Consider the following 21,292-nt stretch of genomic DNA (forward strand, 5'->3'; position numbering starts at 1 on the left):
CTCGTAATACCCTGGACGTAAGAACGCCCATTACCAAGACATGGACGACCCTAGCCCGCCTCCGTAAGGACTACAAGTGGAACTGGCCCATTACTCGGACTACGCCGTGCGCCTGGTCAACAGCGAGGAACCGGGCCGCGGCACGGACTCCCTGACCACGGTGGACGCGGTCAGAGACCTGTTCGGCGGCAACGCGTCCGCGGCCAGGCGGGCCGCCGACGCGGACGTGACCCGCTTCCGCTCCGTACGCGGCCGCCTGCGCGCCGTCTTCGAGGCGGCCGACTCGGGCGAGGAGACGCTCGCCGTCGACCTGCTCAACTCCCTGCTGCTCGAATTCCCGGTCAGCCCGCAGATCTCGGGGCACGACCACCGGGATGACGACGACAGGCCGTTGTGGCACATGCACCTCGCCGACCACCCGTCCAACGCCACCGCCGGATACGCCGCGATCGCCTCGATGGGCCTGGCCTTCCACCTCACCGAGTACGGCGTCGACCGCCTCGGCCTGTGCGAGGCGAGCCCCTGCCAAAACGCCTACCTGGACACCTCGACGAACCGGTCCCGGCGCTACTGCTCCGACCGCTGCGCCACCCGCGCCAACGTCGCCGCCTACCGGGCCCGCAAACGCGAGGAGCGGGAGGAACGCGAAGAGCGCGAGGAGCGCCCGGCGCGGGACGCCGCAGAGACCCGGGAGGCCGCCGACCGGTCACCGAGCACGGGACGTACCGCGGACAGCACCCAGAGCAGATAGCGCAGCGGGGACCGCTGTTCGGCGCTGCGCGGCCGGTAGCGCATGCCGACCCTGGCCAGGACCAGTTCCTCGGGCACTGTGCCGTAGTCCGTGCTGTCGCCGCCGGCGTACGGGTTGTCGCCCAGCACCCACCAGCCGCCCTCGCGCCGCTCCACGGCGCGCTTCACCACGAGCAGGTCCTGCTGGAAGGGGTGCCGGAGCACCACCACGTCCCCCGGGCGCACCCGCACCCCGTAGCGGACGATCAGCTGGTCGCCGTGGCGCAGGGTGGGCACCATCGAGGGCCCGTGCACCTCGGCCAGGCCGAACGGCTTGCGTGCCTCGTCGGGCCGCCCCGGCTCCACCCCTGATTCCCGCATCCGGCACCTCCCGGTCCGATCCTGCAACCAGTGTGCGCCCTCGGGCCGTCGGCCGGGCGCCCCCGGCACGGATCCACCGCGCACAACGGCCCCCTCAGCGCCCACCGGACCCGCGCGCCCCGGCACACGGACCTCGCCACACGTAACACGCGCCCGCGGATCGCGGCTCTCCCCGAACCCTCCGAGAAGTCCGGATCCGCCCCTGGACTTTTGTCCTAAGCCCAAGGGGCCCCTCGCGAAAACCCGCCTCCCACGGAGTAATGTCGCCCTTGAGAAGACGATCACGAGGAAGGACAGCTCCATGCTCTCCCGCCTGTTTGCCCCCAAGGTGAAGGTCAGCGCCCACTGCGACCTTCCCTGCGGCGTGTACGACCCCGCCCAGGCCCGAATCGAGGCGGAGTCCGTCAAGGCCGTCCAGGAGAAGATGGCCGGCAACGACGACGCCCAGTTCCAGACGCGCGCCATCGTCATCAAGGAACAGCGCGCCGAGCTCGCCAAGCACCACGTCTCGGTGCTGTGGAGCGACTACTTCAAGCCGCCGCACTTCGAGAAGTACCCGGAGCTGCACCAGCTGGTCAACGACACCCTCAAGGCCCTCTCGGCCGCGAAGGGTTCGTCCGACCCGGCCACCGGCCAGAAGGCGCTCGACTACATCGCCCAGATCGACCAGATCTTCTGGGAGACCAAGAAGGCCTGATCTGCGGCCGGTCCGTCCGGACCGCGGTTCACGCGGGCCGCATCGACCACCTGACCGCACCCGGTCCGCGCGACGCCCTCACCGGCGCCGCACGGACCGGGTGCGGTCTTTTGCCGTCACTCGGCCCCTCTCGCCGTCGATGAGCTAGCGGGCAACGTCCAGATGTCCCACGTGGCGTGCGTACTCCTGGAGCAGGTGGAAGTGGAAGAGGATTCGGCCGAGCGAGGGCGCCTGTTCGGGGCTCCGGAAGCGGCCCCGAGGCGGGCCCTGTCCACCAGGCCGGCCGACTCGGCCAGGACGGCCGACTCGGCCAGGACGGCCGACTCGGCCAGGGCGGTCGACACCGCCACTTCCTCGCGGTACGCGGCCATGACCTCCGAGACATCCCGGTGCGCGGGTACTCCCCACTCCGCCTCGTCTCCGCCCGCCGGGTGAGCCCTGACCTCCTCGGCGGCGAATCCCCAGCGCATCCAACGCCGTTCGACCCATCCGAGGTGCTGGATCAGGCCGAGCGGGGACCGGCCCAGCGGTCCTACCGGCGCCCGGAGCTGATCGTCGCCAGGCCGGAGGTCTTCCGCAGCAACGCCTGGCGATACCACTCCAGGTGGCCGAGGAGCAGTTCGCCCGCGTCGGAGACGTCGGCACCCGGGCCGTCGAGAGGCGCCGGTGCCTGTTCGGGTGCCTGCCGCATTCGGTGAACGTAGCGCGGTCTGCGGGGTACGGCAGCGGTTCACTACGAGCGGTCCGCGCTGTGCGTCAACCGCCTGAGATGGTGGTGGCGGGACTGGCGGGGTGCGGTCGGCGCTCGGGGTGGGGCCGCGCGGCGGACGATGGCGACGGCGGCGAGGGTGACGGCCAGGCCCAGGGCGGTCTGGATGCCGAAGGGTTCGCCGAAGGCGAGTGCGCCCCAGACCGCGGTGACCGGCGCCATCAGGAACATCAGGGTGTTGACCTCGGTGACCCCGGAGCGGCGCAGGATGAGCCAGTACAGGCCGTACCCGCCGAAGGTCGACAGGACGACGAGCCAGCCGACCGCGAGCCAGAACGAGAGTTCGCCGGGCGGCACCACGGCACCGGACCGCGCGGCGAGCGCGGTGAACACGAGCGCGCTGGTGGCGCAGTGGATGGTCATCGCCACCGTGGGCGGGACCCGGGTGCGGGAGCGGCCGTCCAGGAAGGTGGCTGCCAGCAGGGAGAACATCCCGAGCAGCGGTATCAGGTAGGCCCATCCCGCAACTGCCGTTCCGGCCGCGGCATCGGCCGTGGTCACGACGGCGACACCGCCCACCCCGAGGCAGAGACCCAGCCATTGCCTGCGCGAGACGTACGCCCGCAGCAGCGGGCCGGCCAGGGCGCCGGCGACCAGGGGCTGGATGCCGTCGATCAGGGCGGTGGTGCCGCTGGAGACCCCGAGCCGGATCGCGTAGAAGACGGTCAGCAGGTAGCCGCTCTGGGAGAGCACGCCGACCACGGCCTGTCGGGCCACGTCCCGAACTGCCAGGCCCTGCCAGGCAGTTCGGGCGAAGACGGCGACAGCGACCAGGACCACGGCCAGCGGCAGGAACCGCCACATCAGGACCGTGACGGCCGGGGCGCTCCCCGCGCCGAGCTTGGCCCCGATGAAACCGGAACTCCAGCAGAGCACGAAAGCGGCCGAGAGCAGGAAGTTCACGCGGACCCCTCCAAGTAAACAGATCGGTATACCTCTGCTTCGACTATACAGATCGGTATAGTGGATGCCATGGGTACCGACAGGAGCACCGGCGCAGGCACGGGGACGGGCGCAGGCACAGGCGCAGGGGCGGGCGCGGGCGGAGGCGACGGCCCGCCGCGGATCGTGATGACACCGGCGGCCCGGCGCGCACTCGAAGCCGCGGGAAAGCTGTTCTACGAGCGCGGCATCCACGCCGTCGGGGTGGACCTGATCGCCGCCGAGGCGGGGGTGACCAAGAAGACGCTCTACGACCGGTTCGGGTCGAAGGAGCAGCTCGTCGTGGAGTACCTGGCGGACCGGGACGAGCGCTGGCGCACGTTCCTCGACCGCCGGCTCGCGGACGCGGACCATGAGGGCACGGATCCCGTGGCGCGCGTACTGGCCGTCTTCGACGCCTCGCGCGCCTGGGTGGCGGAGCACAGCGCCAAGGGCTGCAGCATGGTCAACGCCCACGCCGAGATCAGCGAACCCTCCCACCCGGCCCACCCGATCATCACCGGGCAGAAGCAGTGGATGCTCGCCCTGTTCACCCGGATCGCGCAGGACGTCGACCCGGACCGGGCCGAGGCGCTGGGCCGGGCGCTGATGCTGCTCCACGAAGGCGCCCTGGTCGCCCACGGACTGCACGTGTTCGACGAGCCCGTCACCGAGGCCGGCGAGCAGGCGCGGGTACTGCTCGCGGCCGCGGCGGACTCCCGGCCGCGGGAGGGGCGTAGGCGCGGGGGTCGTGCCACGCACTCGGCGTGACGCCGCCGGGTGTGTGCGGAGGTCGTGTCACAGGGCGCGGGACTGTCTCGTCCAAGGGGGTACGACCGACCACCGACGAGCACACTGGAGTACGCCATGAACGCGCGTCTCGACTTCTTCGGCGACCCGACCGCCCGCACCGTCATGCAGCACCTGATGGGCGCGGGCAGGGCGGTCAAGGAATCGCCGCTCCCGGCCGCGACACAGGAACTGGTGTCGCTGCGGGTCAGCCAGATCAACGGCTGCGCCGTCTGCATCGACATGCACACCAAGGACGCCTCCGCCGCGGGCGAGAGCGCCACGCGCCTGAATCTGGTGGCGGCCTGGCGGGAGGCCAATCTCTTCACCGAGGCCGAACGTGCCGCGCTCGACCTGGCGGAGGAAGGCACCAGGGTCGCGGACGCGGCAGGCGGGGTGAGCGACGACGTGTGGCAGCGGGCCGCCAAGCACTTCCCGGAGGATCAACTCGCCGCCCTGGTGGTACTGATCTCCTTCATGAACACGGCGAACCGGATGAACATCATCACCCAGCAGCCGGCGGGCGACTACGAACCCGGGCAGTTCCACTGAGCAGGGCCCACAACGGGGCTTCTACGAGAGGGAGTTCGGCGTGAGCAAGGTCGAGGAGTTCGAGGAGCTGCGGCCACTGCTGTTCTCGATCGCCTACCGGATCCTGGGCAGTGTCGGCGAGGCCGAGGACGCGGTACAGGAGACCTGGCTGCGCTACGACCTCTCCTCGACCCGCCCCGCGTCGGCCAAAGCCTTCCTCTCCACCACGGTGACCCGGATCTCCATCGACGTACTGCGCTCCGCCCGGATGCGGCGCGAGTCGTACGTGGGCACCTGGCTGCCGGAACCCCTGCTCACCGACCCGTACGAGGACCCCGAGCGGTCGGCGGAGCTGGCCGACTCGGTGTCGCTGGCGGCGCTCCTGCTGCTCGAGCGGCTGAGTCCGGCGGAGCGGGCGGTGTTCGTGCTGCGGGAGGTGTTCGCCTTCGGCTTCGACGACGTCGCCGCGGCGGTCGGCCGGTCCGAGGCGGCCTGCCGGCAGCTCCTCGTACGGGCCAGGCGGCACATGGACGCCGGACGGCCGCGCTTCGAGGCGGCCCGCGAGGAGCGGCGGGAGCTTGCGGCCAGGTTCTTCGGGGCGCTCACCGACGGGGACGTCGACGTACTGCGGGAACTGCTCGCCGCGGACGCCTCGATGGTCGGGGACGGCGGCGGCAAAGCCCCGGCGCTCGCCCGCGCCGTCACCGGCGCGGACCCGGTGGCGCGGCTGCTGGCCACGGCGTATCCCCGGATGGCGCTGGCCGGTGTGACCTTCGAGCCGCACGACGTCAACGGCCTGCCGGGCGCGGTCTTCCGCGACCGGGACGGCCGGGTGCTGCACACCTTGGCCCTCGAGGTGGCCGACGGGCACATCCGGTCGATCCTCGCGGTGATCAACCCCGACAAGCTCGGCCATGTGGGGCTGGTGGCGGACGCCTGGGCCGTCAACGACGAGGTACGGCGGGCGGGACGCCGGGGGCGCTGACGGGGGCGGGCGAGACGCCGGGGACGCCGACGGGGGCGGGCGGGGCCGGGCGCGTGGGGAGGCGTCCCGGCTCGGCGACGTTTCGGGCGGGGCCGAAGTATGTGCGGTCTAGCGTCGGGACATGACGCAGACGACGCATGAGTTCGATCGCGCGGACGACGTGCGCGCGGCGCTGGCCGACCCCGCGCTCGCCCCGGAGCTCCCGGCCACCGACGGCGGCGAGACCGGTGCGAGTGTCGGCTGGCTGCGCGCCACCGCGGCCCGGTTCAGCACCGGTGCGGCGCATCGCCGCAGGCGCGCCCTCGTCGAGGCCGAACTCGCCTCACTGGACGCTGACTTGCTACGCCGAGCCGCCACGGAAGCGCCGCCGGGCGACCTTCGCACCCGCGTAGTGCGCACCCTCGCCACGGCCCTCGGCATGCCGGATCCGGCGACGGTGGCCGAGGACGTCGTCGTGTCCCGTGCCTACTTCCGAGGCACCGACCCGGCCGCCGACGCGGCGGTGGAACGCCTGGTGCGCCTCCTCGCCCCGGAGGCCGCCGACGCGGACCCCCTCGAGTCCGGCGCCCAGCGCATCGGCCTCCTCGTCCAGGCGTGCGAGGCGACCGCCGCGCTCGTCGAGGCCGCGGACGCCGACACCGACGCCGACGCCGACGCCGTGCCGCTCGCCCACGTACTCCGCCGGACTCCCCCGGTGCGGACCATGCGACGCCTCGCCACCCTCGCCACCCGGCTCGGCGGCCGCGACATCGCCGAGGGCGACCTGGTGCTCCTGGACGTGGCGACCGCCGGCCGCACGCACCCCGTACCGCTGGCCTTCGGCGCACCGCCGCGCGTCTGCCCCGGCCGCACCCACGCCCTCGCCCTGGCCGACGGGCTCCTCGGGCGGCCGCTCACCCCGTTCGCCGCTCTCCACCACCGGAATGCTCCACTACTGCTGCCCAACGCCTGGGACCACGCTTCCGCCGCCGCTCTGGCGGCAGCGGGTTTCGCCGCCGTCGGGACCACCAGCCTCGGTGTCGCGGCGGCTGCAGGCCTGCGGGACGGGGAGGCCGCGACCGCTGGGGCGACCCTGTCGCTGGCCCGGCTCCTCGGCCAGGACACGTTCTTGTTCAGCGTGGACGCCGAGGGCGGGTTCAGCGACGACGTGGCCGAGGTCGCCGAACTGGCCAGGAAGCTCCACGCAGCGGGAGCCTCCGGCATCAACATCGAGGACGGCCGCCCGGACGGCACCCTCGCCCCGGTGGACCTGCACGCCGCGAAGATCGCTGCGGCCAAGGCCGCCGCGCCCGGTCTGTTCGTGAACGCCCGCACGGACACCCACTGGCTCGGCACCCGCCGGGAGGAGACCGCCGAGCGCCTCGCGCGGTACGAACAGGCCGGTGCCGACGGGGTGTTCGCCCCCGGCCTCACGGATCGGGACGCGATCGTCCGGCTGGTCTCGGGCCTGGTCACCCCGTTGAACGTCCTGTACTCGCCCACCGGCCCCACCGTCGCCGAACTGGCCGCGTGCGGGGTACGCAGAATCAGCCTCGGCTCGCTGCTCTACCGCAGTGCCCTGGCCGCCGCGGTCACCACGGCCACCGCCGTCCGCGACAGCCACCGGCCACCGGGCCCGGACCCACTCCCGTACGCCGACGTACAGCACCTGGCCCGCTGACCGAGCGGTGCCGTGCAGCGGGTACCGGGCCGGCGTGACGCAAAGACGTGGCCGCCGGCCGGGGGCAGCTGTTACGTTCGAGCCATGAAGCGCGCTGTGTCGATCACGACGACGCCGGACACTGTCCCGGCGCGCTGAGAGTTTTCTTGGTTCGAAGCCCCGGGGCGAGTGCCCCGGGGCTTCGCCGTGCGGTCACTCGCTCCCTTCCGCGAGGAGACCCCGCATGAACGAGCACCCCGCCCTGAACGACGAGCACGTCGCGCACGACGCCCGGCACGACGGTCCCGTGGCGGACCAGCCCCCTGCCGCCGTCGACAACCCCCACGACCACCGCAGACTGGGACGCGAACTCGAGCTGTTCGGCACCGACCCCCTGATGGGCGCCGGACTGCCGTACTGGCTGCCCGACGGAGCGACTGTCCGGCACAGCCTGGAGGAGTACATCCGGTCGGCCGAGCGGCGGGCCGGCTACCGGCATGTGTACTCACCCGTCCTCGGCAAGCGCGAGCTGTACGAGATCTCCGGGCACTGGTCCCACTACCGGGACGACATGTTCCCGCCGATGGCCCTCAAAAGCGCCGAGGGAGGCATGGGCGACGAGGTCGTGCTGCGGCCGAGCCTGTGTCCGCACCATGCCCTGATCTACCGTTCACGCTCCCGTAGCTACCGCGAACTCCCCTTGCGCATGGCCGAGTTGGGCGGCATGTACCGTTCCGAGCCATCCGGGGTGCTCGGCGGGCTCACCCGCGTACGGTCGATCCAGCTGAACGACGCACACATCTTCTGCACCCTGGAACAGGCCGCCGACGAGGCGGCGTCCGCGCTCGCCCTGATCAGGCAGGCGTACCGCGACCTCGGCATCGAAGCGGCCCGCTTCCGCCTCTCGCTGCCCGACGACGGCGCGAGCGGCGACGGCAAGTACGTGTCCGCGCCCGGCATGTGGGAGCGGGCCGCGGCCCTGCTCACCGAGGTGCTCGAGCGCTCAGGGGTCGCCTACGAGGCGGCGCCGGGCGAGGCCGCGTTCTACGGCCCGAAGATCGACGTGCAGATCGCCGACGCGGCGGGCCGCGAGTCCACCCTGTCGACCGTGCAGATCGACTTCCACCAGCCCGAACGCTTCGGCCTGCACTACATCGGCGCGGACGGCGCCAAGCACCGGCCGGTGATGGTCCATCGCAGCATCATCGGCAGTGTGGAGCGGGCCGTGGCCCACCTCATCGAGGTGCACGGCGGCGCGTTCCCGGCATGGCTGGCACCCGCCCAGGTCGCCGTACTCCCGGTCTCCGAGGGCGAGCCGGAGGAGCGGGCCGCCCGCGAGCTCCTGGCCCGCTGCGAGGAGCGCGAGCTGCGCGCCGAACTCGCTCCGGCCGGACAGGGCAGCCTGGGCGCCCGGATCCGCGACGCCCGACTCGTGCCGTACCAGGCGGTGATCGGCGGCCGGGAGGCGGCGGCCGGCCAGGTCTCCGTACGCCTGCGGGACGGACGCCGCCTCCCGCCGCTGCCAGTAGCGGAGTTCGTCGCCGAAGTGGACGCCCTGGTACGCGCCCACGAGACCCGGCTGTGGGGCGACGCGGTGGCATGAGCACCCGTGCGCGGCACGCGGTCAGTGGTCGCGGCGGTGCGGCACCTCGACGGTGACCACCGCCGCGGCGACGGCCCAGACCGCGTACACGCACCACGCGCCCGCGGCGGACCACGGCAGGGCGGCGGCCTCGTAGGGGATGTCGGTCAGGCGGTTCCACGCCATGAACGGCTGGGCGTGGTTGACCAGGGCCGACCAGCGCCGCTCGTCGCTGAACACCGGCGGCAGCACGACCAGGATCCCGCAGGTGATCGTCCTGACCACGTTCGACGACGACGCGTACGTGTACGGGGCGTTGCGCGTGGGCGCCGCCGGATTCCTGGTCAAGGACATGGCGTTGGACGACATCCTCGCGGCGGTCCGGGTGGTCGCCGGCGGGGACGGACTGCTCGCGCCCGGTGTGACCCGCCGGCTGATCCGCGAGTTCGCACGCCGGCCGGTGGGCGGCGGGACCGGCCGTGGCGGCGTCGCCGCCCGTACGCTCGACGCGATCACCGTCCGGGAGCGTGAGGTCCTCACCCTGGTCGGCAGCGGCCTGTCGAACACCGAGATCGCGGACCGTCTGCACCTCAGCGTCGCCACCGCCAAGACGTACCTGACCCGGCTGCTCGCCAAGCTCGACGCGCGCGACCGGGTCCAGCTGGTGATCATCGCGTACGAGGCGGGTCTCGTCTCGCCCACCCGGTGACCCGACTCCGTTGCCGGTACGCCGCGTTCAGCTCTTCTTCATCGCCGCCAGGACCGCCTTGGTGTCGGACGTGAGCATCTTCTCGACCTCTTCGGCGGGCGGCGGATCGGCCTTGTCGTCCGGGCCTCCGCCGAACCAGCTCCAGCGCATCTCGTAGGTGAAGTGCCCCTCGCGCACGGCCAGCGTCAGGCCGCCGACCGTGTCCTTGTCGGTCCCGCGCTGCTCGGCGATCAGGTACGCCTCGTCGCCGATCCCGTCCACCGCGGTGGTCTTGTACGCGTAGGTGTCCTCGGACTGGTCCTCGTAACCGCGCTGCCGGGACGCGAACTCGCCCTCGGGATCGGTGTTCTTGTGCCATTCGGCGGACGAATAGACGTAGGTGCTCGCCAGATCGTCCTTGCCGGCGTCACGGTCCCGCAGGGACCGGCTGCAGTACGAGCGGTCGAGGCCCTTCTGCCGGGAGGCGTACTGGTTCCGGGCCCCCTCGGACGATTCCAGCAGCGTGTAGCGCTTCTGGAACGCCTCGAGCCCGGTGACCTCGCACATGTCCTTCTGGAAGGCGTGACCGGCGAAGTCCGCCTCGGCACCCGCCGTGCCGGAACTCTCGCCGGAACCCACGGTGCCGGTGAACAGCAGCCCGCCCCACACGGCGGAGGCGACGACCGCGCCGCCGACGGCCCAGAGCCAGCCCGGCACGGAACGGCGGGCGCCGGGCTGCGGCGGGACGCCGGCGGGCTGCAGGGGCTGACCGCCCGGGGCCGGCTGCTGCGCGTAAGGGTTCGGCGATACCGCGCCCGGCGCCTGCTGATACGGGTTCGGCTGCGGGACCTGAGGCGCCTGCGGAGGCTGCTGGGGCGCGTACGGGTTGGGGTTCTGCCCGTACGGGTTCGGGTTCTGCCCGTACGGATTCGGTATCGACATGCCGCGCAATCTATCGCGGGCGCAACGCCGTTGATCACCCAAGGCCCCTGGTCAGAGGCGGACTGGTGGGCAGTCGGGCGCGCTCAGCCGCCCAGGCGCAGCGCCCGGCTCCGCAGATAGTCCGCCTCCGGGGCGCTGAGGGTCTTCTCGGCGGCCGACCGGTACGCCGCGCCGGCCTCGGCGTCGCGGCCGGCCCGTTCCAGGAGGTGGGCGCGCACCGCGTACAGCCGGTGGTGGCCGCCGAGTTCACCGCCGAGCGCGTCGACCTCGGTCAGGCCCGCCTCGGGTCCGTGCACCATCGCGACCGCCACGGCGCGGCCGAGCCGGGCCATCGGATCGGGCATCTGCCGCACCAGCACGTCGTACAGGCCCAGGATCTGGGGCCAGTCGGTGTCCTCGGAACGCTTCGCCTCGTCATGCACCGCGGCGATGGCCGCCTGCAGTTGGTACGGGCCGACGGGGGAACGGGCGAGGGCCTCGCGGACGAGACCGAGGCCCTCCTCGACGGCGGCGGCGTCCCAGCGGGTGCGGTCCTGTTCGTCGAGCGGGACGAGTGCGCCGTCGGCGCCGCAACGGGCCGGGCTGCGCGCCTCGGTGAGCAGCATCAGGGCCAACAGGCCGGCCACGGCGCCCTCCTGAGGCAGCAGTGTGCGCACGGCACGGGTCAGCCGGATCGCCTCGCGGGCGAGTTCGGCCCGGTGCAGGTCGGTGCCGGATGTGGCGGTGTGCCCCTCGTTGTAGATCAGGTAGAGGACCTTGAGTACGGCGTCAAGGCGTGCGTCGCGGTCGTCGGGTCCGGGCTGCCGGAAGCGGGCGCCCTTGAGTTTCTGTTTCGCGCGGCTGATCCGCTGGGCCATGGTCGCCTCGGGCACCAGATGGGCGCGGGCGATCTCCGCGGTGGTCAGTCCGCCCACGGCCCGCAGGGTGAGGGCGACCTGTGCGGCCGGGGTGAGCGACGGGTCGCAGCACAGGAACAGCAGGGTCAGTGTGTCGTCCTCGGACGGCGCGCGGCTCTCGCCCGGTGCCGGGTCGGTGTCGTGATCCCGTACGGACAGGGCGGCGGCACTCTCCTCGCGGCGCCTGCGTGCCTGCTCGGCGCGGAGCTGGTCCACGAGCCGGCGGGACGCCACCTTGATCAGCCAGCCGCGGGGGTTGTCGGGCGCTCCTTGCTCGGGCCACTGTCCGGAGGCGGCCAACAGGGCTTCCTGCACCGCGTCCTCGGCCTGGTCGAAGTGCCCGTACCGACGCACCAGCGCGCCGAGCACCTGTGGCGCGTGCTCCCGCAGCAGCGCCTCGGTCCGCGACGGCCCGCGCCCCTCGGGGGACTCCGGGCCGGGCGCCCCCGCGCCACGTGCGGCGTCCGCACCCGGCCCGGTGTGCCCGCGCCGGCGCCCTGCGCCTTCGTTCGTCATGCCGACGATGGTGCTGTGCACGGGCGCATGCGTCGAGCACCCCGCGCCGTGGGCATGGGTGCTCGTGCGCTTCGGACGTCGTGCCGGCCGGGGAGGGTCCGGATCAGGCGGGCACGTCCTCCGCTCCCCGGATCTCCCGGATCACGACCGGGTACTCGGTGCTGCCCTCCGGGACCGGGCACTGCGCGACACGGCCGGCGATCTCGGTGACCCGGCCCAGGCTCTCGCACTCGAGCACCCAGTAGCCGGCCAGGAGTTCCTTGATCTCGCCGTAGGGGCCGTCGGTCACGACGGGCTTCCCGTCGGCGCCGGCGGTGACGTACCGGGCCTTCCCGGGCTCGTCGAGGCCCTGCGCCTCGACCAGCTCTCCCGACTCGGCGAGATCGTCGTTGATCGCGGACATGTGGGCGAACATCGCCTCCATCTCCTTCTCGTTCCAGGCCGGGCTGCCGGGGGAAGGGTTGCCGGTCATCCCCTCGTAGTCCGCCTGGCTGCCGAGAACCATCACCAGATACTTCATGAGTCCCACTCCTTCGTCCCAGCCACCCCTCGCGAGCGGCTTTCACGGGTACGTCGGAGCCGGACCCACGTCCTCGACATCCCGCGAGGCCGGATTTCAGGTTCCTTTCTCGGGCCGCTTCCTGGAGTGCCGCCCGATCTTCCTCACGGGTTCCGGTTCGCCCTCCACATACGCGTGGCACTTCTCGTTGCGGCAGGGTCCGGGACCCCAGACGGGGACGAATGCCCCGAGAACCTTACGGCGTCGTACGGCCGTCTCCACCGGGCGCTTGCAGGCCGGACAGACGATTCCGCCCTGCGAGTCCGCCTTGCGAGAATTGGTGCGGGCCGCGTCTTCGGCGTCTTTGCCCATATCCCCAGGTTATGCCCGAATCCCGGCGTCGACCAGGCGTACGTCACGGGGCGTGACCGCGGGCCGCGGGTTGTCGTCCGCCGCCAAGCGCTCAGCCGCTCACCGGCTCCCGCCACATCGGGAACATCGGCGGGCCGTCGGGCAGTTCCAGGGCCTGGCCCCTGAGTCGGAAGCCGAGTCGCTCGTACAGCTCGCGGCTGCGCACATTGCTCGCCTCCAGGTAGGCGGGCAGCCCTTCCCGGTCGCAGCGGTCGAGCACCTCGCCGAGGATCGCGCTGCCGAGCCCCCGGCCCTGCTCGCCGTCCGCCACGGCGACCAGGAGCAGATAGGCGTGCTCCCGGCCATAGGGGTGTATCGCTCCGGTCAACCGCCCGACGAGCTCGGCCCGTTCGTTGTCCGGGTCGGAGGCCTCGCGCATCAGCGCAGGCGTGTCGTCCTCCCCCTCGGGCTCCTCCGCGGGCACCTGCAGCCACAGGGCGGCGGCCGCACCGTCCTCGGTCATGTCCACCCAGCCCTCGGTGAGCGCCGCGTCCAGGAAGCAGCCCATGAAGGGGCCGTGCGCCTGGGCGCGCCTGGCCTCGTCGGGGAAGACCCAGCTGCTCACCGGGTCGTGGTGGAAGGTCTCCTCGAGGAGCCGTACGAGGGCCTCCCGATCGCTCTCGCCCGCCCTGCGGATCGTCACGCCCATCCCGGCTCTCACTCCTCAACCGCCGCTGCCCTGCTACCTGTTGGCACCCTAGACGATCACCTCCTCGCTGTTCGGATTCCCCGTTCGATCGTGCGGAGCCGAGGGACGGCAGGGGGTGGTCCGTCCGGACGGATCACCCCCTGCGCCGGAACACCCCGGCACCCACCGGACCTCTGGGTACGTCCGGCCAGTACGTACGGTCAATACGCACTGGCCAGTACGTGCGGCCCGTACGTGCGGTCAGTACGTCCGGTCAGTACGTACGGCGCGTGACGAACTCCGCCAGGGCCAGCAGCCCTCCCGCCCGGTCCGGATCGGGCACCGCCCGGGACAGCTGGTGCACGGCACGTGCCATCCGGTCCGCGGCCTGGGCCTGCGCCCAGTCCCGGCCGCCCGCACGGTCCACGGCTTCCGCGGCCCGCTCCACTGCCGAAGGGTCCGCGGGATCCGGCAATCTGCCGTAGTACGCGGCCAGTTCGGCCCCCGCCGACGTGCCCGAGGTGAGCGCGGCCACCACCGGGAGCGACTTCTTCCCCGCGGCGAGGTCCGCGCCGACCGGCTTGCCGGTACGCCCCGGATCGCCCCAGATGCCGATCACGTCGTCGATGAGCTGGAAGGCGAGCCCGGCCTGGCGCCCGAATCCGTCCATCGCCTCCACCTCGTCCGGCTCCGCGCCCGCGTACAGCGCGCCGAGGGCGCAGGCACAGCCGAGCAGCGCTCCCGTCTTGGCCTCGGCCATCGACAGGCACTCCTCGAGCGTCACCTCCCCGGGCGGCCTGCGCTCCAGCGCGCAGTCCGCCTGCTGGCCCGCGCAGAGTTCGACCACGCAGGCGGCGAGGCGCCCCGCCGCCCGGGCCGCCATCGGGTGCGCGTCCTCGGCGAGCAGGCGTACGGCGAGTGCCTGCAGGGCGTCACCGGCGAGCACCGCGTCCGCGTCGCCGAAGACCGTCCAGGCGGTCGGCCGGTGTCTGCGGGTGTGGTCGCGGTCGATGATGTCGTCGTGCAGCAGCGTGAAGTTGTGGATCAACTCCACGGCTGCCGCTGCCCGGACGGCCGCCGCGGGCTGCCCGCCGGTCGCCCGCGCCGCGGCGAACACCAGACCCGGCCGGATGGCCTTGCCCGGCTGTCCGGTGACCGGTGCACCGTCGGCCGCCTCCCAGCCGAGGTGGTACCGGGCGATCCGGGCCAGCGAGTCCGGCAGCAGGGCGACCGCCCTGCGCAGTTCCGGCTCGACGGCCTGCCGGGTCCGCTCCAGGAGGCCCACCGCCTCGTGCCCTTCCCCGGAGGCCGCCGGCCCGTCGTGCGTCGGCCGGCTCCCGACGGGCGCGGCCGCGTCCGTTCGCACACCCGTCGCACCCGTCGCACCCGTCGCACCCGTCGTCCTTGTCGCCCCCGTCACCTCCATCGGCCGATCTCGACGTTCTCCAGGACGCCCAGGGCGTCGGGGACGAGGACGGCGGCCGAGTAGTAGGCGGTGACCAGATAGGACATGATCGCCTGCTCGCTGATGCCCATGAAGCGGACGGACAGGCTCGGTTCGATCTCGTCGGGGATGCCGGCCTGCTGGAGGCCGACCACGCCCGCGTCCTCCTCGCCGGTGCGCATGCACAGGATCGAGGTGGTCCTGGCGTCACTGATCGGGATCTTGTTGCACGGGAAGATCGGCACGCCGCGCCAGGCCGGGACGTGGTGGCCGTTCACCTCGACCGTGTCCGGGTAGATGCCGCGCTTGGTGCACTCGCGGCCGAAGGCGGAGATCGCCCGCGGGTGGGCGAGGAACATCTTGGATCCGCGCCTGCGGCTGAGCAGTTCGTCCATGTCGTCCGGGCTCGGCGCTCCGGCGTGCGGCTGCAGGCGCTGGTCGTACTCGCAGTTGCTGAGCAGGCCGAACTCGCGGTTGTTGACCAGTTCGTGCTCCTGGCGTTCCTTGAGCGCCTCGACGGTGAGCCGGAGCTGCTGCTCCGTCTGGTTCATGGGCTGGTTGTAGAGGTCGGCGACCCGGGTGTGGATGCGCAACACGGTCTGGGCGACGCTCAGTTCGTACTCGCGGGGGGCGGCGTCGTAGTCGACGTACGTGCCCGGGATCTCGGCCTCGCCCACATGTCCTGCGGAGAGGTCGATCTCCTTCTCGCCGTGCTTGTTGGTGCGCTGGCTGGGGACGGACCGGAGCCTGGCGAGGTGGCCGCGCAGGGTTTCCGCGCGCTCGGCGAGCTGCGCGACGTCCTGCCGGGACAGGGTGAGGACGGTGCAGGCGGTGACGGCCCGCGCGGTGTACTCCCAGATGGCGTCCGGGTCGAGGAGGCACTGGTCGCCGAAGTAGGCGCCGTCGGCCAGGACTCCCAGCACCGCGTCGTCGCCGTACGGGCCGGTGCCGAGCTTCTCCACACGGCCGCGGGCGAGCAGATACACCTCCTCCACGGAGCTGCCGAAGGACGTGATGGTCTCGCCGGGCCCGAACTCCCGCTGCCGGCACCGCTGCGCGAGCTCGTCGAGGGCCGCGGTGTCCTCGAAGCCGCGCAGCGCCGGGAGTTCACCGAGCTCGGCGGGGATGACCCGGACCTGGTCGCCGGTCTTCACGAAGGTGAGGCGCCCGTCACCCACCGAGTAACTGAGCCTGCGGTTCACCCGGTAGGTGCCGCCCTGCACCTGTACCCAGGGCAGCATGCGCAGCAGCCAGCGGGAGCTGATCTCCTGCATCTGCGGCGTGGACTTGGTCGTGGTGGCCAGGTTCCGCGCGGCCCCGGTGGCCAGGCTCTGCTGCGGCCTGCCCTGCTCCGTGCGGATCTCTTCGCCTACCGACATGTATGCCCTCCAGATCGTGCAACGACGTGGCGCTGACGTGCAGAAAGCAGAGTTCCAGCACGCTGCGTGGCCGCGCCATTACACAAACGAGCGGGAATGGATCACCGCCGCCGGGGAAGCGGGTCGATAAGCCCCCGACACCCCCGCTCGCGATCACACACGATCGGCTCCGAGCAAAGTCGGGCAATTGCAGACGGGCACGGCGGAGGGGAACTCCAAGATCCGCCGCACCGTTCACCCAGTGCAACGCACCGCACCGATTTCCGCGACCGCACTCCGGTCGCACTTCGAAGAGGAGAACACGATGGCTGGCTTCCTGGATCGCGCCAAGGAGCAGGCGCAGCGCGGGCTCACGCAGGGCAAGGCGAAGATCGACGACGTCCAGACGCAGCGCGCCGGCAGCGACCTGCTCAAGAAGCTGGGCACGGCGTACTACGAGGAGAAGCGCGGCACCGGCAGCCCGCAGGCCACCGCGCAGGCACTGCAGGCCCTGGAGGCACATGTCGCGGCGAACGGGGACGGCTTCCTGCGCAGCTGACCGGATCGAGTCGTTCCGGGGGTGAACGGCTGGTCCGCGACCGGGCATTGGGGTAGAAGCGCCGTACAGGGCTGCTCGCGACCTGCGCGCCGCCCGCACAACGCAAGGGAGACGACCATGGCCCCACCCATGTCTGCGAGCCGGTTCCTCAAAGCCCTGAAGGACGAGGACCTCACCGTGGTCGAGGTCGGCAACTGGCGTGAGCACAACCGCAATCACAAGGGCCCCTGGGGCCCGGTGCACGGCGTCATGATCCATCACACGGTGACGTCGGGCAGCGCGCGCACGGTCGAGATCTGCCGCGACGGCCACGCGTCACTGCCGGGGCCGCTGTGCCACGGCGTGATCACCAAGGACGGCCGTGTCCACCTCGTCGGATACGGCCGGGCCAATCACGCCGGCATGGGCGACGACGACGTCCTGCGCGCCGTGATCGCCGAAAAGCGCCTCCCCCCGGACAACGAGGCGAACACGGACGGCAACCGCCACTTCTACGGTTTCGAGTGCGAGAACCTGGGCGACGGCGAGGACCCCTGGCCCGCCGCCCAGCTCGAGGCCATCGAGAAGGTGTCGGCGGCCCTGCTGCGCGTGCACGACTGGAACGAGCGGTCGGTGATCGGCCACCTCGAATGGCAGCCGGGCAAGGTCGACCCGCGCGGCTTCACCATGGCGGCGATGCGCGAGCGCATCGCCGAGCGCCTCAAGTGACCTACCGGTGACAATGGACGGGTGAGCGCGCACCAGGACCACGGCCTCCGGCCGAGCATCCCGTCTCCCCTGACGGAGATCGAGGACGCGCGTTTCACCCGTCACGGGCTCCGGCTCCTGCTCAAGCGGGACGACCTGATCCACGAGGCGCTCCCGGGCAACAAATGGCGCAAGCTCGCGCCCAATCTGACCGCGTCAGCCGGCCGCACCCTGGTGACGTTCGGCGGCGCGTACTCCAATCACCTGCGCGCCGCCGCGGCCGCGGGCCGCCTCCTCGGATTCCCCACGGTGGGTGTCGTACGCGGCCACGAACTGTCCGAAAAGCCGCTCAACGGCTCGCTCGCGCAATGCGCCGCGGACGGAATGCGGCTCCACTTCGTCGACCGGTCGACGTATCGACAGGTCGCGGACCCCCTGGTCCTCGACCAGGTACTCACCGACGCCGCACTGACGGGCCCGGTGCACATCGTCCCCGAGGGCGGCAGCAACGCCCTGGGGGTGACGGGCTGCCTGGCCCTCGGTGCGGAGCTACGCGGCCGCGCGGACGTGATCGGCGTGGCCTGCGGCACCGGCGGCACCCTCGCGGGCCTCGCGGCCGGCCTGGCCCCGGGGCAGCGGGCGATCGGCGTCGCAGTGCTGCGCGGCGGCTTCCTGTACTCCGAGGTGGCCCGGCTGCAGCGGGAGGCGTTCGGCGGGCCCCGGGGTGAGTGGCTGGTTCAGGACGGTTTCCACTGCGGCGGCTTCGCCCGCTCGACACCCGAACTCGAGGCGTTCGCCGCGGACTTCGAGGACCGGCACGGCCTGCCCGTGGAGCGCCTCTACGTGGCCAAGATGCTCCTGGCCCTCACCACGCTCGCCGAGCGCGGCACCTTCCGCCCCGGCGTCCGCATCGCCGCCGTGATCACCGGCCGCCGCGAACCCTGACCCGTCCGTCCGAAGACACCACCCGCTCAGACCTACCCGCTCAGACCTCCTCCTCCCGATAGGCCGCCGCCTCCTCCAGGTCGAGCCGGCGCAACAGGGTCCGCAGCATCTCGTCGTCGATACGCCGCTCGTCCCGCAGCCGCACGAACACCTCGCGCTCCGCCGCGATCATCTCCCTGGCGAAGCGCCGATAGGTGTCGTCGGCGCTCTCCCCGGTCGTGGCGTCGACCGCACCGAGCCGCTCCCACACCGAGTTGCGGCGGCGCTCGAGCACGGCGCGGAGACGGTCGGCCAGCGGCGGCGGCAGGCTGTTCCCCTCGTCCGCCAGAAGCCCGTCCAGGCGCCGCTGTGCGGCCGTCGAGGCCTCGCTCTGGGCCTGCGCCTCGGCGAGGGTGTCCGCGCGGACGTCCCGCCGGGGCAGTTTCAGCCAGCCGATCAGGGCAGGCAGGCTCAGACCCTGTACGACGAGAGTCCCGATGACGGTCGTGAAGGTGAGGAACAGGACGAGGTTCCGCGCCGGGAAATCGTCACCGTTGTCGACGGTCAGCGGGATCGAGAACGCGATGGCCAGCGACACCACCCCACGCATCCCGGCCCAGCCGACGATCAGCGGCCGTGTCCAGCCGGTGTCCGTCTCGCGTTCCCTGATCCGCCGCGACAGCATCCGCGGCAGATACGTCGCCGGATACACCCAGACGAACCGGGTGGCCACCACGATCAGGAAGACCGCGACCGCGTACCACAGGGCCCGCACCCCCTCGTACTCGCCGAGGTCCCGCAGCACCACCGGCAACTGCAGCCCGATCAGCGCGAACACCGCGGACTCCAGGACGAACGCGACCATCCGCCACACGGCGGCCTCCTGCAGCCTGGTCGCGAAGTCCACCTGCCAGGAACGGTGTCCGAGGCAGACCGCCACGACCACCACCGCGAGCACTCCGGACGCGTGCACCTCCTCGGCGGCCGCGTAGGCGACGAAGGGGATCAGGAGCGAGAGCGTGTTCTGCAGCAGGGCTTCGCGCAGATGCGTGCGCAGCCAGTGCATCGGCACCATCAGGACGAGCCCCACACCGACCCCGCCGACCGCGGCGAGCGCGAACTCGCCGATCCCCTCACCCCAGCTCGCGCCCTCCCCGACGGCCGCCGCGAGGGCCACCTTGTACGCGGTGATCGCGGTGGCGTCGTTCACCAGGGACTCGCCCTGCAGGATCGTGGTGATCCGGGACGGCAGTCCGACCCGGCGGGCGATCGCGGTGGCGGCGACCGCGTCGGGCGGGGCGATCACCGCGCCGAGCACGAGCGCCGCCGTCAGCGGCAGACCGGGCACGAGCAGGTGCACCGCCCACCCCACGACGAGCGTCGCGAAGAGCACGTACCCCACCGAAAGCAGCAGCACGGGACGCCAGTTGGCCCGCAGGTCGAGGTACGAGCTCTCCACCCCGGCGGTGTAGAGCAGGGGCGGCAGCAGCAGCGGCAGGACGATGTGCGGATCGAGCTCGTACTGCGGCACACCGGGCAGGTACGAGACCAGCAGCCCGGCGGCCACGAGCAGCAGCGGCGCGGGGACCGGGGTACGCCGGGCGGCACCGGCGACTGCCGCGCTTCCCGCGACCAGTACGAGCAGGGGCAGAGCTTCCATCGACAGCACATCCCGTTCCGCGGACCACGACGTAACCTGCCAATCATGTACGAGTGCCTGCATGTCGCCCTGCTGCCGCAGCCGGAACCCACGCCGCTCGGCGCGAGCTGTCCGGCCTGCGACGCCGTCGGCGCCCACCCCGTGCAACTACGGCTCTGCCTGGCCTGCGGGCATGTCGGATGCTGCGACTCCTCCCCGCTGCGGCACGCGACGGGCCACTTCGAGGAGACCGGCCATCCGGTGATGCGAAGCTTCGAGCCCGGTGAGGAATGGCGGTGGTGTTTCGTGGACGGTTCGATCGTCTGACGCCTGGGTACGTCAACCCGGCGCGCGCTCTTCCCAATTGGGCCCGCACACCACTAGCCACTGCGTGTACCCGTAGCACTACTATGAGTGACAGGCAGGCCGGGGGTCACCGGGACAGGGAGCCGAGGAGCGCGATAGCGTCACCGCTGGAGCACGCGGTGCGTCACCCCGTGCGACGCTGTGCCGGACCCACCGCTGCGTCGCGGTGGACCGTCAACTCGAATGAGCTTGTACCACCTTGGAGGTGAGGGTGTCCCAGATCGCAGGCGAGCCCGGGACTCAGGACTTCGTGGAAGTCCGGCTGCCGGCTGCGGGTGCCTATCTCTCGGTGCTGCGTACGGCCACAGCCGGCCTCGCGGCGCGTTTGGACTTCACCCTCGACGAGATCGAGGATCTACGCATCGCGGTCGACGAGGCCTGCGCGATCCTCCTGCAACAGGCCGTCCCAGGCTCCGTACTCAGCTGCACCTTCCGGCTGGTCGACGACTCGCTCGAGGTCACGGTGTCGGCACCGACCACCGACGGTCGCGCTCCCGAGCGCGACACCTTCGCCTGGACGGTGCTCTCGGCCCTGGCCGGCAAGGTCGAATCGACGGTCGCCGACGACCGCACGGTCTCGGTCAGCCTCTACAAACAGCGCGGCGCGGGACCCGGGCCGACGTGAGCGGGGACGGGCCCGTGCGGGACGAGGAGCACGGCACACGGACGCCCTCCGCCGCGGACACCGGCGGCAGGGAGGGCGCATCGCGCA

24 protein-coding genes and 2 pseudogenes are annotated in these 21,292 nt (G+C 72.0%); 13 read left to right on the plus strand and 13 right to left on the minus strand.

The window, feature by feature from the left end; genetic code table 11:
• The first annotated feature begins 76 nt into the window (after positions 1-76).
• Positions 77-751 (plus strand): CGNR zinc finger domain-containing protein, encoded by a 675-nt coding sequence (locus DSC45_RS15790; RefSeq protein WP_119291359.1) that lies wholly within the window; start codon positions 77-79, stop codon positions 749-751.
• Here the strand turns inward: DSC45_RS15790 and sodX are convergent.
• Positions 679-1,110, minus strand: a pseudogene (gene sodX, locus DSC45_RS15795) (nickel-type superoxide dismutase maturation protease); the annotation flags it as partial. The gene DSC45_RS15790 and the pseudogene sodX overlap by 73 nt on opposite strands.
• A 301-nt stretch (positions 1,111-1,411) precedes the next feature.
• On the opposite strand from sodX, the gene sodN reads away from it, so the two are divergent.
• Positions 1,412-1,807: a superoxide dismutase, Ni gene (gene sodN, locus DSC45_RS15800; protein WP_119291361.1), complete on the plus strand. Its 396-nt coding sequence runs from the start codon at positions 1,412-1,414 to the stop codon at positions 1,805-1,807.
• A gap of 116 nt (positions 1,808-1,923) precedes the next feature.
• Here sodN and DSC45_RS15805 read toward each other — a convergent pair whose 3' ends face one another.
• The 3 genes from DSC45_RS15805 to DSC45_RS15810 are packed head-to-tail and all read right to left on the minus strand — an operon-like array spanning position 1,924 to position 3,479.
• Positions 1,924-2,406 carry a mycothiol transferase gene (locus tag DSC45_RS15805; protein WP_240434659.1) on the minus strand — a complete coding sequence of 161 codons (483 nt, stop codon included), beginning with the start codon at positions 2,404-2,406 and terminating at the stop codon, positions 1,924-1,926.
• Complete coding sequence (locus DSC45_RS36370) at positions 2,340-2,498, minus strand: hypothetical protein (RefSeq protein ID WP_240434660.1); 159 nt, start codon at positions 2,496-2,498, stop codon at positions 2,340-2,342. The genes DSC45_RS15805 and DSC45_RS36370 overlap by 67 nt, the downstream gene beginning before the upstream one ends.
• 42 nt (positions 2,499-2,540) lie before the next feature.
• On the minus strand, positions 2,541-3,479 hold the full coding sequence (locus tag DSC45_RS15810) for a DMT family transporter (protein WP_119291362.1): 939 nt from the start codon (positions 3,477-3,479) through the stop codon (positions 2,541-2,543).
• A gap of 168 nt (positions 3,480-3,647) precedes the next feature.
• On the opposite strand from DSC45_RS15810, the gene DSC45_RS15815 reads away from it, so the two are divergent.
• The 5 genes from DSC45_RS15815 to thrS all read left to right on the plus strand — a co-directional run bounded on the left by DSC45_RS15815 (position 3,648) and on the right by thrS (position 9,044).
• Positions 3,648-4,268 carry a TetR/AcrR family transcriptional regulator gene (locus DSC45_RS15815; RefSeq protein ID WP_119291364.1) on the plus strand — a complete coding sequence of 207 codons (621 nt, stop codon included), beginning with the start codon at positions 3,648-3,650 and terminating at the stop codon, positions 4,266-4,268.
• Between the two features lie 96 nt (positions 4,269-4,364).
• Positions 4,365-4,838, plus strand: coding sequence for a carboxymuconolactone decarboxylase family protein (locus tag DSC45_RS15820; protein WP_119291366.1), 474 nt, complete (start codon positions 4,365-4,367; stop codon positions 4,836-4,838).
• Positions 4,839-4,878: 40 nt separating this feature from the next.
• The gene (locus DSC45_RS15825) at positions 4,879-5,802 is read left to right on the plus strand and encodes an RNA polymerase sigma-70 factor (protein WP_119291368.1); all 924 of its coding nucleotides are present in this window, start codon (positions 4,879-4,881) and stop codon (positions 5,800-5,802) included.
• 121 nt (positions 5,803-5,923) lie between these two features.
• Positions 5,924-7,462 carry an isocitrate lyase/phosphoenolpyruvate mutase family protein gene (locus DSC45_RS15830; protein ID WP_119291370.1) on the plus strand — a complete coding sequence of 513 codons (1,539 nt, stop codon included), beginning with the start codon at positions 5,924-5,926 and terminating at the stop codon, positions 7,460-7,462.
• 223 nt (positions 7,463-7,685) lie between these two features.
• Complete coding sequence (gene thrS / locus DSC45_RS15835) at positions 7,686-9,044, plus strand: threonine--tRNA ligase (protein WP_119291372.1); 1,359 nt, start codon at positions 7,686-7,688, stop codon at positions 9,042-9,044.
• Positions 9,045-9,065: 21 nt separating this feature from the next.
• Here the strand turns inward: thrS and DSC45_RS15840 are convergent, their stop codons facing one another.
• The gene (locus DSC45_RS15840; RefSeq protein WP_162929237.1) at positions 9,066-9,308 is read right to left on the minus strand and encodes a hypothetical protein; all 243 of its coding nucleotides are present in this window, start codon (positions 9,306-9,308) and stop codon (positions 9,066-9,068) included.
• On the opposite strand from DSC45_RS15840, the pseudogene DSC45_RS15845 reads away from it, so the two are divergent.
• Positions 9,292-9,732: pseudogene (locus tag DSC45_RS15845) on the plus strand (response regulator transcription factor); the annotation flags it as partial. The gene DSC45_RS15840 and the pseudogene DSC45_RS15845 overlap by 17 nt on opposite strands.
• 27 nt (positions 9,733-9,759) lie before the next feature.
• On the opposite strand, the gene DSC45_RS15850 reads toward DSC45_RS15845, so the two are convergent.
• From DSC45_RS15850 to DSC45_RS15880, 7 genes are all read right to left on the minus strand, one after another.
• The gene (locus DSC45_RS15850; RefSeq protein ID WP_119291375.1) at positions 9,760-10,653 is read right to left on the minus strand and encodes a hypothetical protein; all 894 of its coding nucleotides are present in this window, start codon (positions 10,651-10,653) and stop codon (positions 9,760-9,762) included.
• Between the two features lie 83 nt (positions 10,654-10,736).
• Positions 10,737-12,065: an RNA polymerase sigma factor gene (locus DSC45_RS15855; RefSeq protein WP_119291823.1), complete on the minus strand. Its 1,329-nt coding sequence runs from the start codon at positions 12,063-12,065 to the stop codon at positions 10,737-10,739.
• A 103-nt stretch (positions 12,066-12,168) separates the two neighbouring features.
• On the minus strand, positions 12,169-12,585 hold the full coding sequence (locus tag DSC45_RS15860; RefSeq protein WP_119291377.1) for a YciI family protein: 417 nt from the start codon (positions 12,583-12,585) through the stop codon (positions 12,169-12,171).
• A 96-nt stretch (positions 12,586-12,681) separates the two neighbouring features.
• The gene (locus DSC45_RS36375; protein ID WP_119291379.1) at positions 12,682-12,936 is read right to left on the minus strand and encodes a hypothetical protein; all 255 of its coding nucleotides are present in this window, start codon (positions 12,934-12,936) and stop codon (positions 12,682-12,684) included.
• A gap of 91 nt (positions 12,937-13,027) precedes the next feature.
• On the minus strand, positions 13,028-13,624 hold the full coding sequence (locus DSC45_RS15870; RefSeq protein WP_119291380.1) for a GNAT family N-acetyltransferase: 597 nt from the start codon (positions 13,622-13,624) through the stop codon (positions 13,028-13,030).
• Positions 13,625-13,877: 253 nt separating this feature from the next.
• Entirely contained in the window at positions 13,878-14,888 is a 1,011-nt protein-coding gene (locus DSC45_RS15875) for a family 2 encapsulin nanocompartment cargo protein polyprenyl transferase (RefSeq protein ID WP_240434681.1), read from the minus strand.
• Between the two features lie 131 nt (positions 14,889-15,019).
• On the minus strand, positions 15,020-16,426 hold the full coding sequence (locus DSC45_RS15880; protein ID WP_119291384.1) for a family 2B encapsulin nanocompartment shell protein: 1,407 nt from the start codon (positions 16,424-16,426) through the stop codon (positions 15,020-15,022).
• A 304-nt stretch (positions 16,427-16,730) separates the two neighbouring features.
• On the opposite strand from DSC45_RS15880, the gene DSC45_RS15885 reads away from it, so the two are divergent.
• The 3 genes from DSC45_RS15885 (at position 16,731) to DSC45_RS15895 (ending at position 18,596) form a co-directional block, all read left to right on the plus strand.
• Complete coding sequence (locus DSC45_RS15885; RefSeq protein WP_119291825.1) at positions 16,731-16,964, plus strand: hypothetical protein; 234 nt, start codon at positions 16,731-16,733, stop codon at positions 16,962-16,964.
• A 117-nt stretch (positions 16,965-17,081) separates the two neighbouring features.
• Positions 17,082-17,672, plus strand: coding sequence for an N-acetylmuramoyl-L-alanine amidase (locus DSC45_RS15890; RefSeq protein WP_162929238.1), 591 nt, complete (start codon positions 17,082-17,084; stop codon positions 17,670-17,672).
• A 21-nt stretch (positions 17,673-17,693) separates the two neighbouring features.
• Positions 17,694-18,596, plus strand: a complete 903-nt coding sequence (locus DSC45_RS15895; RefSeq protein WP_119291388.1) for a 1-aminocyclopropane-1-carboxylate deaminase/D-cysteine desulfhydrase — start codon at positions 17,694-17,696, stop codon at positions 18,594-18,596.
• Positions 18,597-18,636: 40 nt separating this feature from the next.
• Here DSC45_RS15895 and DSC45_RS15900 read toward each other — a convergent pair whose 3' ends face one another.
• Positions 18,637-20,235, minus strand: coding sequence for a Na+/H+ antiporter (locus tag DSC45_RS15900; protein WP_119291827.1), 1,599 nt, complete (start codon positions 20,233-20,235; stop codon positions 18,637-18,639).
• A 45-nt stretch (positions 20,236-20,280) separates the two neighbouring features.
• Between DSC45_RS15900 and DSC45_RS15905 the strand changes: the two genes are divergently transcribed.
• Together DSC45_RS15905 and DSC45_RS15910 are read left to right on the plus strand one after the other, a co-directional pair.
• Complete coding sequence (locus tag DSC45_RS15905; protein WP_119291389.1) at positions 20,281-20,541, plus strand: UBP-type zinc finger domain-containing protein; 261 nt, start codon at positions 20,281-20,283, stop codon at positions 20,539-20,541.
• A 250-nt stretch (positions 20,542-20,791) separates the two neighbouring features.
• Positions 20,792-21,205 (plus strand): ATP-binding protein, encoded by a 414-nt coding sequence (locus DSC45_RS15910; RefSeq protein ID WP_119291391.1) that lies wholly within the window; start codon positions 20,792-20,794, stop codon positions 21,203-21,205.
• Positions 21,206-21,292 lie beyond the last annotated feature (87 nt).

The organism is Streptomyces sp. YIM 130001, assembly GCF_003574445.1.
Classification (GTDB): domain Bacteria; phylum Actinomycetota; class Actinomycetes; order Streptomycetales; family Streptomycetaceae; genus Streptomyces.

Excerpts from the sequence above, each read along its gene's own strand:
- DSC45_RS15870 (WP_119291380.1), bottom strand. The coding sequence starts at position 13,624 with ATGGGCGTGACGATCCGCAGGGCGGGCGAGAGCGATCGGGAGGCCCTC.
- DSC45_RS15830 (WP_119291370.1), top strand. The coding sequence starts at position 5,924 with ATGACGCAGACGACGCATGAGTTCGATCGCGCGGACGACGTGCGCGCG.
- DSC45_RS15815 (WP_119291364.1), top strand. The coding sequence starts at position 3,648 with ATGACACCGGCGGCCCGGCGCGCACTCGAAGCCGCGGGAAAGCTGTTC.
- thrS (WP_119291372.1), top strand. The coding sequence starts at position 7,686 with ATGAACGAGCACCCCGCCCTGAACGACGAGCACGTCGCGCACGACGCC.
- DSC45_RS15890 (WP_162929238.1), top strand. The coding sequence starts at position 17,082 with ATGGCCCCACCCATGTCTGCGAGCCGGTTCCTCAAAGCCCTGAAGGAC.
- DSC45_RS15885 (WP_119291825.1), top strand. The coding sequence starts at position 16,731 with ATGGCTGGCTTCCTGGATCGCGCCAAGGAGCAGGCGCAGCGCGGGCTC.
- DSC45_RS36370 (WP_240434660.1), bottom strand. The coding sequence starts at position 2,498 with ATGCGGCAGGCACCCGAACAGGCACCGGCGCCTCTCGACGGCCCGGGT.
- DSC45_RS15905 (WP_119291389.1), top strand. The coding sequence starts at position 20,281 with ATGTACGAGTGCCTGCATGTCGCCCTGCTGCCGCAGCCGGAACCCACG.
- DSC45_RS15860 (WP_119291377.1), bottom strand. The coding sequence starts at position 12,585 with ATGAAGTATCTGGTGATGGTTCTCGGCAGCCAGGCGGACTACGAGGGG.
- DSC45_RS15850 (WP_119291375.1), bottom strand. The coding sequence starts at position 10,653 with ATGTCGATACCGAATCCGTACGGGCAGAACCCGAACCCGTACGGGCAG.
- DSC45_RS15855 (WP_119291823.1), bottom strand. The coding sequence starts at position 12,065 with ATGACGAACGAAGGCGCAGGGCGCCGGCGCGGGCACACCGGGCCGGGT.
- DSC45_RS36375 (WP_119291379.1), bottom strand. The coding sequence starts at position 12,936 with ATGGGCAAAGACGCCGAAGACGCGGCCCGCACCAATTCTCGCAAGGCG.
- DSC45_RS15900 (WP_119291827.1), bottom strand. The coding sequence starts at position 20,235 with ATGGAAGCTCTGCCCCTGCTCGTACTGGTCGCGGGAAGCGCGGCAGTC.
- DSC45_RS15820 (WP_119291366.1), top strand. The coding sequence starts at position 4,365 with ATGAACGCGCGTCTCGACTTCTTCGGCGACCCGACCGCCCGCACCGTC.
- DSC45_RS15880 (WP_119291384.1), bottom strand. The coding sequence starts at position 16,426 with ATGTCGGTAGGCGAAGAGATCCGCACGGAGCAGGGCAGGCCGCAGCAG.
- sodN (WP_119291361.1), top strand. The coding sequence starts at position 1,412 with ATGCTCTCCCGCCTGTTTGCCCCCAAGGTGAAGGTCAGCGCCCACTGC.